We start from the raw sequence: 7,705 nt of genomic DNA, 5'->3' as shown, positions 1-7,705 counted from the left end.
CCCACCTCCACTTCCCTCACCACTGAAATGTCGTTCTCAAGGCTCACCCTGACAACCCTGTCAGCGGCATCTTTGAGCTCTTCATCATGGGAGACAACGATTACCTGCGGTATCTTTCTGAGGTAGCGCTGCATTATGTCAACGAGCCTCCTCCTTCTCTCCTCGTCGAGGTAGGGGGTTGGCTCGTCCAGAATCAGAAGACTTATCTCCCCGGCCAGATAGAGCGATAGCGCCAGCCTGAAGGCTAGGCCGAGGGCTATCCTTTCTCCACCGCTCAGGAAGCCGAGGCCGTATTCCTTCCCGTTGTAGACCACTCCGAGCCTCACCCTGTTCTCCTCGGCCTTGACGGTAACGCCCGAGTATTTCTCTTCCGTCAGTTCCTCGAATATCTCGCTCGCCATCTCCCCAACCCTGCCTAGGGCCCCCTCCTTCAGGAGGTTCTTGTAGGCCTTCACCTTCTCCCTCAGTCTCTGAACACGCTCTCTGGCTTTTTTGAGGTTCTCAAGCTCCCTGGTCTTATCCTCACGGGTTTTCCTCTCTCTCATCAGCTTCTCCAAGTTGCCCTTTATCTCCTCCCTTCTCTCCTCCAGGGTTTTCAGACGGGCTTCCAGAGCGGCCAGCTCGGTCGAGGCCTTCCTAGCTTTCTCCTTCAGCTCTTCGTGGCGGTCTTTGTTGTACCCCTTTTCGGCATCTCCCATCTTCTTTCTGAGGGACTCAAGCTTCTTCTCAGTTCCGGCTATCTCAGCCCTGACGGCGTTGAGCTTAAGGGTCAGGTCGTTCAGCATTTCCTCTTCATGCTTGAGCTCTTCTTCAGCGGGTTTAAGCTCGATGTAGCGGTTGTGATACGGCTCAAGCTCCTTCAGCTTTGCCCTAGCCTCTTCGGCACTTCCAAAGCCGAATTCTTCCAAACTCCCCAGGAGGGACTTCTTTTCACTCTCAAGTCCTTCGATCTTCCTTTTAACGATTTCAAGCTTCTTCTTCAGGGATTCCGCCTTCTTCAGCTCTCCCTCCAGCTCTCGGATTTTCCCCTCGATCTCGGAGAGCTTTTTTTTCAGCTCCTCAGCCCTCTTGTTGGCCTTCTCAAGGCGCTCAAAGTCGTACCCCTTCAGCTTTTCCTCAATCTCCCTGATCTGCCCGAGAACCTCCTTGAGGGCAAAGAGCTCCTTTTCGCGCTTGAGTATCTTTTCGATTTCAACAAGCTCGGCCCTGAGCTTTCTCTCCCTCTCGTCGAGGCCTTTCATTTCGTCGGATATCTCCTTAAGCTCGGTGGTATATTTTTCGAGGAGCTTTTTCCTGTGCTCTTCAGTCAGCTCCCTTCCGCAGACGGGGCATTTCCCCCTGGCCTTTTTGAGCTCCACTATGGCCCTGTTCCTTTCCCCTGCCCTGCTCCTTAGTTCACCCTTTTTGGAGCCGATTTCCTCAATTTCTCTGGTTATCTCCTCCTTCCTCTTTTTTGCGGAGTTTATCTCAGTCTCAAGCTCTCCTATTTCCACCTCACTCATTGTGAGCCTCTTTCTGAGTCTTTCAAAGTTTGCCTCCAGCTCCCTAGCCCTCTGGTATGCATCGACATCGCTTTTGAGGCCCTCAAGCTCCTTTTCGATCTCTTCCCTCTCCCCTGCCAGCGCCTTTATTCTCTCCCTCTTGTCCTTCAGCTCTGCCAGGCGTTCTTCAAGGTTCTCAACCTGTTGGGAGTGGCTCGCAAGGAGCTTCTCTATCCTGTTCATCTCCATCTCGAATTCCCTCAGGAAGTTGGAGAGTTTCTGGTAGTCCCTGGCTTTTGGCTCTATCTCTCTGAGCTCCTCAACCTTCTCCCTCAGCTTTTCGACCCTCTTCTTCTCTTCCTTAACCCTGCTCAAGAGGCCAGATTTTCTGGCCTCAAGCTCCCTTAACAGACCCTCTACCTCTTTCAACTTCAGTTTAATCTTCGAGAGTTCTTCGGCCTTCTCCTCCAGCTCTTTTAGTTCGTTTTCGAGTTCTTCAAGTTCTTTCCTAAGCCGGGGGACATTGGGTGAGAGCTCGTTTATCTCCCTAAGGACGGAAGTGAGTTCTCCCTCAAGGTTCCCTATGAGGTCATCGAGGTTCTCCGTGCTCCTGAGGTAGCTTTCAATCGCCTTTATTCTGGCATCGATCTCTTTCCTGACATCCAGCAGATTTTTGTAGGTGTTCTCGTACTTGTCAAGCCCAAGAACCTGCCTTACAACTTTCTCCCTGCTCTCGTCGCTCTCCAGGATTGCATCTATCTCCCCCTGCCTGATGTATATCGCGTTCAGGAATACATCGTAAGGAACCATCTTCTCCATCCACTCACGCACCTGCCTCTGGCCCGTCTCCAGAGTCTTCCAAGAGCTTCCATCGTGGTACTTTACGAAGGCTATACCCCTGGCGATGTTCCGGTGAATCTGATACTTCACGTTCCCCTTTTCAAAGAAGACCGTTATTTCAGTCCCGCCCCCACCTATACGGGAGAAATCGTCCTTTTTGAGGTCTCTAGGTTTGGCAGGCCAGTAGAGGCCAACCAGGATTGCGTCCAGGAGGGAGCTCTTGCCCGAGCCGTTCTGGCCGATTATCAGGTTTATTCCCGTTGAGAAACCAACCTTTGTCAGGGCGTGGGAGCGGAAGTCCTTCACAATTAGCTTTTCAATCCTCATCTTTCACCACCGAGCCATGAGAGAAGGTTGGAAGGCTTCCCAGGCTTTTTAACGGGTTTCTTCTTTGAAGTATTTTCCCCCCGGTTCTTATCCCCGGTTTTTCTCTCCTTTGTCTCTTCCCCCACAACACGCGAAGTTCTCTTTTCCTGTCGCCCATCTTTTTTAGAGAGTTTTTTGTCCCAGCCTTCGCCAAGGAAGAGTTCCACTACATCGTCCATAGATTCAACGTTCTTCTCTCCCGTCAGCTCTATCGCCTTCAGCTCAACGGGGAGGAAGTACTCCTCCGGTTTGGGAACGTCCCCACCGTGACCTCCAGATAGCCTTTTCCGCTCAAACCTTGTCCTCACATAAACGTAGCGGGCTCTTACCATCTCAACCAGACCAGAGACGTCGTAGGGTCTGTCCCAGCGGATGTCAAGCCTCACAAAAGCTTCCCCCGGAATCTTTGCCGAAAGGCTCTTTAGTTCTCTCTTGGCGGTCTCCGGATCGGCCGTTATGTTCACGTCTATGAAGGGCCTGACCTTAAGCTCGACGAACCTCGGCTCCCAGTTCTCAACTATGTAGAAGCCCTTGGGGCTTCCTGCCATCGGCTTGAAGACCCTCCCGTCCCAGCGGTAGCGCATCTCATAGTCGCCGAAGTCCCACCTCTGAAGTGAACCAGGATAGGCGAGCTTTCCTATGTCGTAGCTGGTGAGAAAGGCCCTGTGAATGTGCCCGAGGGCATAGTACAGGTAGCCCTTCGGCAGGTCCCCGAGCCTTATCTCGTAGTAGTCGCGCTGGCTCTCGGGGAGCTTGCCCATCATCTCCTCCACGAGCTCCCTTACACCCTGATGGAGCATCAGTATCGAATCACCCTCCGGCCTGAATACCTCCTTTAGCGGGTTCTTTTCCAGCCAGGCCGCACTCATATACTTCATCCCGTGTATCTCAATTGTTTTACCTCCCTTCTCAAATATCCCTTTAACCAGCCAACCTCTCTTGGTCTTCTCACTGGTGAGGTAGTCGTTCTCAACCTTCTCCTCCCTGAGGCCGATCAGGTTGAGGAGGCCCAACTTTTCGAGGAGGTGGTATGCCGAGACTTTCCTCTGGGTCCTGTCGTGGTTCCCCTCTATGGCGAAGACGGGAACACCCCTCCCCTTCGGGATTTCCAGTATCTCAATGGCCTCCTTTATAGTCTCGGGACTGGGCCTGCTGGAGTGGAAGAGGTCTCCGGCGATCAGTATAAAGTCAACCCTCCCTTCAACGGCCTTCTCGATGGCCTTTCTAAATGCCTCAGCGAACTCCTCAGCACGGTAGGGCAGGCGGTACTGCTCAAACCCGAGGTGGACGTCGGCGATGTGGGCAAACTTCATTTAGCACCACCACTCCTTGGCCTTGCGCTGGAGCTCTACGGATGTGTATTTTCCCCTCAACTCCCTGAGGACGCCTTTCCGCTGAGGCTTGAGTTTCCCCCTCTTGTGTGGGGCTCTCATTTCGAGGAGGAACGCTATGTAATCGATGGCCTTCCGATTTAGGCCTTCTGGGAGCTTATCAAAGAGGCCTTTTGTGTCTTCCATCTTCCCACCATCCATACCTCATCCAGCGTTCTCAAAAGTCTATCTCAATATCCTCCGCCTCGTAAAGCTCTTCCTTCCTTTTCTCCTCTTCCCCACGCTTCCTCCTCGCGAGCCACCGCTCCACGGCGCCGATGTCCTCACCACCGTAGTTCCCTCCAAGGGCCTTGAAGTTGTAGATTTTCACGAGGGCAGGCAGGCTTATTGCTTGGCCCACTATTACCGCCTCACCCTTACCTAGGCCTGCTATGTCGTTCATCAGCTCTCCGCTCACCTGCTCGCTGGCCCTTATAACGTACTGCTGGTCGTTGGGGTTGACGATGCGCATTATTATCTTGGTGTTGGTCTGGCTCAGAACGTCCTCGCTGAGCCTGCTCGGCCTCTGGGAGACGAGTCCAAGGCCGACCCCGAACTTCCTGCCCTCCCTAGCAATCCTCCCGAGGATTCTAACGGCACCGCCCTTCTCACCGTGTGGGGCAAATATGTGAGCCTCCTCGACGACAACCATTATAGGATCCGCCAGGGCCGGATAATCTCTCTCAACACCCCTCAGGAACTTCTCAAGCTCGTTGATTTCCTCCGCAACCGAGGATATGCTGCCCGAGTAAGCCGTCCTGAGGTAATCGAGTCTCTTTCTGGCCTTCTCATAATCCATCCTCGTCTCGAACACCTTTTCGAGCAACTTCGCAACGACCAGCTTCATCTGACCCTCGTCCAAGGGGCCCAGGTCTATGACATTTACTTTTCCAGGCTCTATTGACGCAACTATGTCCTCGCTCGATAGGAGATGGCCGTAGTTCCTAAGGAAGCGCGAAACCTTCATCGTCAGCCTCATTATCGTCTCCTTCTCGGCCGATTTGATATCGCCCAGATCCCTATACTGGCCGGCGTGGGGATCCCAGTAGCTCCCCCCACCCTCACTCGCCCACCTCTGGAGCAAATCGTGGACGAGCTTTACCGCTTCCCTGCCACCAACACCTTGGTGCTCGTGAAGCATGGTATCCCAAGCGCGGAGAAGATAGGAGCGCTGTATGCTCGCGTTGCTCTGTATCTCCATGAGGTCGGCGAGCTCTTCACCGTCCATTGCTTCTGGCCTTATCTTCGCCTCTATCAGGTTAACGTACTCCCTGCCAGTTCCGGGGAGGCTCAGCTTCGTGTAATCTCCATGGGGATCGAGAACTATGACAGTTCCACCGAGCTCTTCGACAAGCTTCCAGAGCATGATCGAGACCGTGTTGCTCTTTCCGGCCCCGGTAACGGCCAGAATTGCGAAGTGCCTTGAGACGAGCTCGTTTACGTTGAGGTAAACAGGAACGTCCTCCCTTATTATCAGCCTACCCAGCTCGATGTAACCGTTCCCCCCGTAGTAAACAGCCCTCAAAAGCTCGGAGCTGGCAAGGTAAACCCTGTTCCCGTTGGGGACAGGAACTCTCGTGGGGACTACCTCCGCCTTCCCGCCGTTAAACTGCACCTTCCCGAGGACGTGAACGGTAACGATGAGGGCCTCGTTCTCGCCTATGCTCTCGCCGTACTCCCTTATGTCGAGTTCCAGGGAGGTGTACGTGCTCTTGCCCTCACTGAGGAGCCAGTTTACGTTCTTAAGCCCCCTTATGGTTCCTATAATCCAATCCACGTCGTTCTCCCAGCGGCAGTTCCCGTCCTTGGTCTCCTTGCAGAGCTTAGCAACGACGAAGTCGCCAAATTTAAGGTCAACATCTGGATGGGCGTAGAACTGGAAGGAACTCACGGTCGCCTCCCCAGTGACTATTCCAATAGGGTTGTTTGGGTCATGTGCTATCCTCATCATCTTCACCTATTGAATGGATTCCTGTCCGGAAGTTTTAAACCTTGCCACTTCGAAGTTTTTACGAGAAAGAATTATAACAGTCAGAGTAATGGACTCTCCCTTCAGGTTCGAGAGGGCTCGTAACACAATAGAGCATAGCCCCTCAAGGCTTAAAAGACTTGGAAGGGAGTTAAGAACATGAGCTCTACCATAAGGGAGCCAATCAGAATACCCCTGGCAATGGTTGTAATCAGGCCCGCAAAGATATTCGATATAAGCGAGGTCATGAGGATAGAACGCGAGTCCTTCAGGGAGGCCTACCCCAGGAGTATTTTCCTCGTCTTCCTTGAGAACAACCCCGATACCTTTCTCGTCGCCGAGTACAACGGGAAGGCCATCGGCTATGTCATGGCCTACCTGAGGCCGGATTGGGAGGGTCACATAATGAGCATAGCGGTGGATAAAGACTACAGGGGGAACGGGATAGGTTCTGCCCTTCTGACGGAGGCCATAGAGAGGCTTATAAAGAAGGGTGCCCGCTACATTGGTCTCGAAGTCCGGGTGAGCAACGAAGGTGCGATAAGGCTCTACGAGCGCTTTGGTTTCAAGAAAGTCAAGAGGATAATAGGCTACTACGCCGACGGCGAGGATGCATACTACATGATACTCCCTGCCGAGGAGTGGAGGGGGAGCTGATGATAGTCTTTTACCTGACCGGGAACAGGGTTTTCTCGACGGATAAGAACGCAATAGATGGCCTGCACAACAACCGCCACTACGGCAGGCTCGTTAACGGAAAAGTCTTTCTGTCCCTCCTTGAGGCTACATACCTCGTCGAGCGTGGGAAGATAGAGATAAGGGATGGAAAAAGGAGGCTAACCCTTGAGGAGATTATGGGACTCGGAAGGAAGGAGGACGAGCTTTTTGATGCGAAATACCTCGTTTACAAGGATTTGAGGGATAGAGGCTACACCGTAAAGTCCGGCCTGAAGTTCGGCTCCCACTTCAGGGTTTACAGGAGGGGAATGGACGAGCATTCGCAGTGGCTCGTCTGGGTTCTACCTGAAAATTCTCGCCTGAGCCCGAACGACATAACGGCCCGGGTTAGGGTTGCCCACGGCGTGAGGAAGAACATGATTATGGCGATAGTTGACGAAGATGCCGACGTTACCTATTATAAAGTCGAGTGGGTGAGGTTCTAACTCATCCTCTCAGTTCCTTCAGTTCGTTCACAACGTTCTGAACCCACCTGGGAAGTTCCTCAAAGGAGACCATTTTAATGCTGACGTTTCCGGAGGTGAGGTTAACGGTCGCAACCACGAACTCTTTCTCCGGATAGGGGAGCGTGGACGTTACGTTGGAACCTTCAGAGCTCTTCCCGTAATCTCCAAGAGAGTAGTAGAGCCGAACCGTGAGGTTGGTTACGTTGTAGGTTATGAGCGTTGCTCCAGCTGGAAAGATAGTTTTCTCCTCGACCAGCGACCGGGCCATGTCAAGTGCTTTTCCCGTGTATATGAGATAGTCGCTGTAAGAAATCTCCTTAATTTTCAGTATCTTGCCGTTTTCAGCCCTAATCACTTGATAGTAGCGCGTTCCGTCGCTGGTGTTAACTTTGTAGTATTCGTAGTAAGTGGAGTTCCCGGTAAAGATGCCGCCGAGAACGTGCGGATGGCTGGCGATTAGGGAGTTAAACTCGGAGTTTTGATGGTAGACATAGA

Annotated in this window: 7 protein-coding genes; 2 read left to right on the top strand and 5 right to left on the bottom strand. The window is 52.8% G+C overall.

Going from position 1 to position 7,705, the window contains the following annotated elements:
* The 4 genes from rad50 to herA all read right to left on the bottom strand — a co-directional run.
* On the bottom strand, window positions 1-2,648 hold a 2,648-nt coding region (gene rad50 / locus MVD07_RS04485), incomplete at its 3' end, for a DNA double-strand break repair ATPase Rad50 (RefSeq protein ID WP_297499122.1).
* The gene (gene mre11 / locus MVD07_RS04480) at window positions 2,645-4,000 is read right to left on the bottom strand and encodes a DNA double-strand break repair protein Mre11 (RefSeq protein ID WP_297499120.1); all 1,356 of its coding nucleotides are present in this window, start codon (window positions 3,998-4,000) and stop codon (window positions 2,645-2,647) included. The genes mre11 and rad50, both read right to left, overlap by 4 nt.
* The gene (locus tag MVD07_RS04475) at window positions 4,001-4,204 is read right to left on the bottom strand and encodes a DUF2281 domain-containing protein (RefSeq protein ID WP_297499118.1); all 204 of its coding nucleotides are present in this window, start codon (window positions 4,202-4,204) and stop codon (window positions 4,001-4,003) included.
* 31 nt (window positions 4,205-4,235) lie between these two features.
* Window positions 4,236-6,005, bottom strand: a complete 1,770-nt coding sequence (gene herA / locus MVD07_RS04470; protein WP_297499124.1) for a DNA double-strand break repair helicase HerA — start codon at window positions 6,003-6,005, stop codon at window positions 4,236-4,238.
* A gap of 180 nt (window positions 6,006-6,185) precedes the next feature.
* Here herA and rimI point away from each other — a divergent pair, with 180 nt between their 5' ends.
* Window positions 6,186-6,683, top strand: coding sequence for a ribosomal protein S18-alanine N-acetyltransferase (gene rimI / locus MVD07_RS04465; protein WP_297499116.1), 498 nt, complete (start codon window positions 6,186-6,188; stop codon window positions 6,681-6,683).
* A complete protein-coding gene (gene endA, locus MVD07_RS04460; RefSeq protein ID WP_297499114.1) occupies window positions 6,683-7,189 on the top strand; it encodes a tRNA-intron lyase in 507 nt (168 codons plus the stop codon). Before rimI ends, endA begins: the two co-directional genes overlap by 1 nt.
* A 1-nt stretch (window position 7,190) precedes the next feature.
* Here the strand turns inward: endA and MVD07_RS04455 are convergent.
* Window positions 7,191-7,705: hypothetical protein (locus tag MVD07_RS04455; RefSeq protein ID WP_297499112.1), on the bottom strand; the 515-nt coding region annotated here is incomplete at its 5' end.

The sequence above is a fragment of the Thermococcus sp. genome, assembly GCF_027008145.1.
Lineage (GTDB): Archaea > Methanobacteriota_B > Thermococci > Thermococcales > Thermococcaceae > Thermococcus.
Note: the sequence above shows the minus strand (reverse complement) of the source record. Positions and strands in the feature narration are given on the sequence as shown.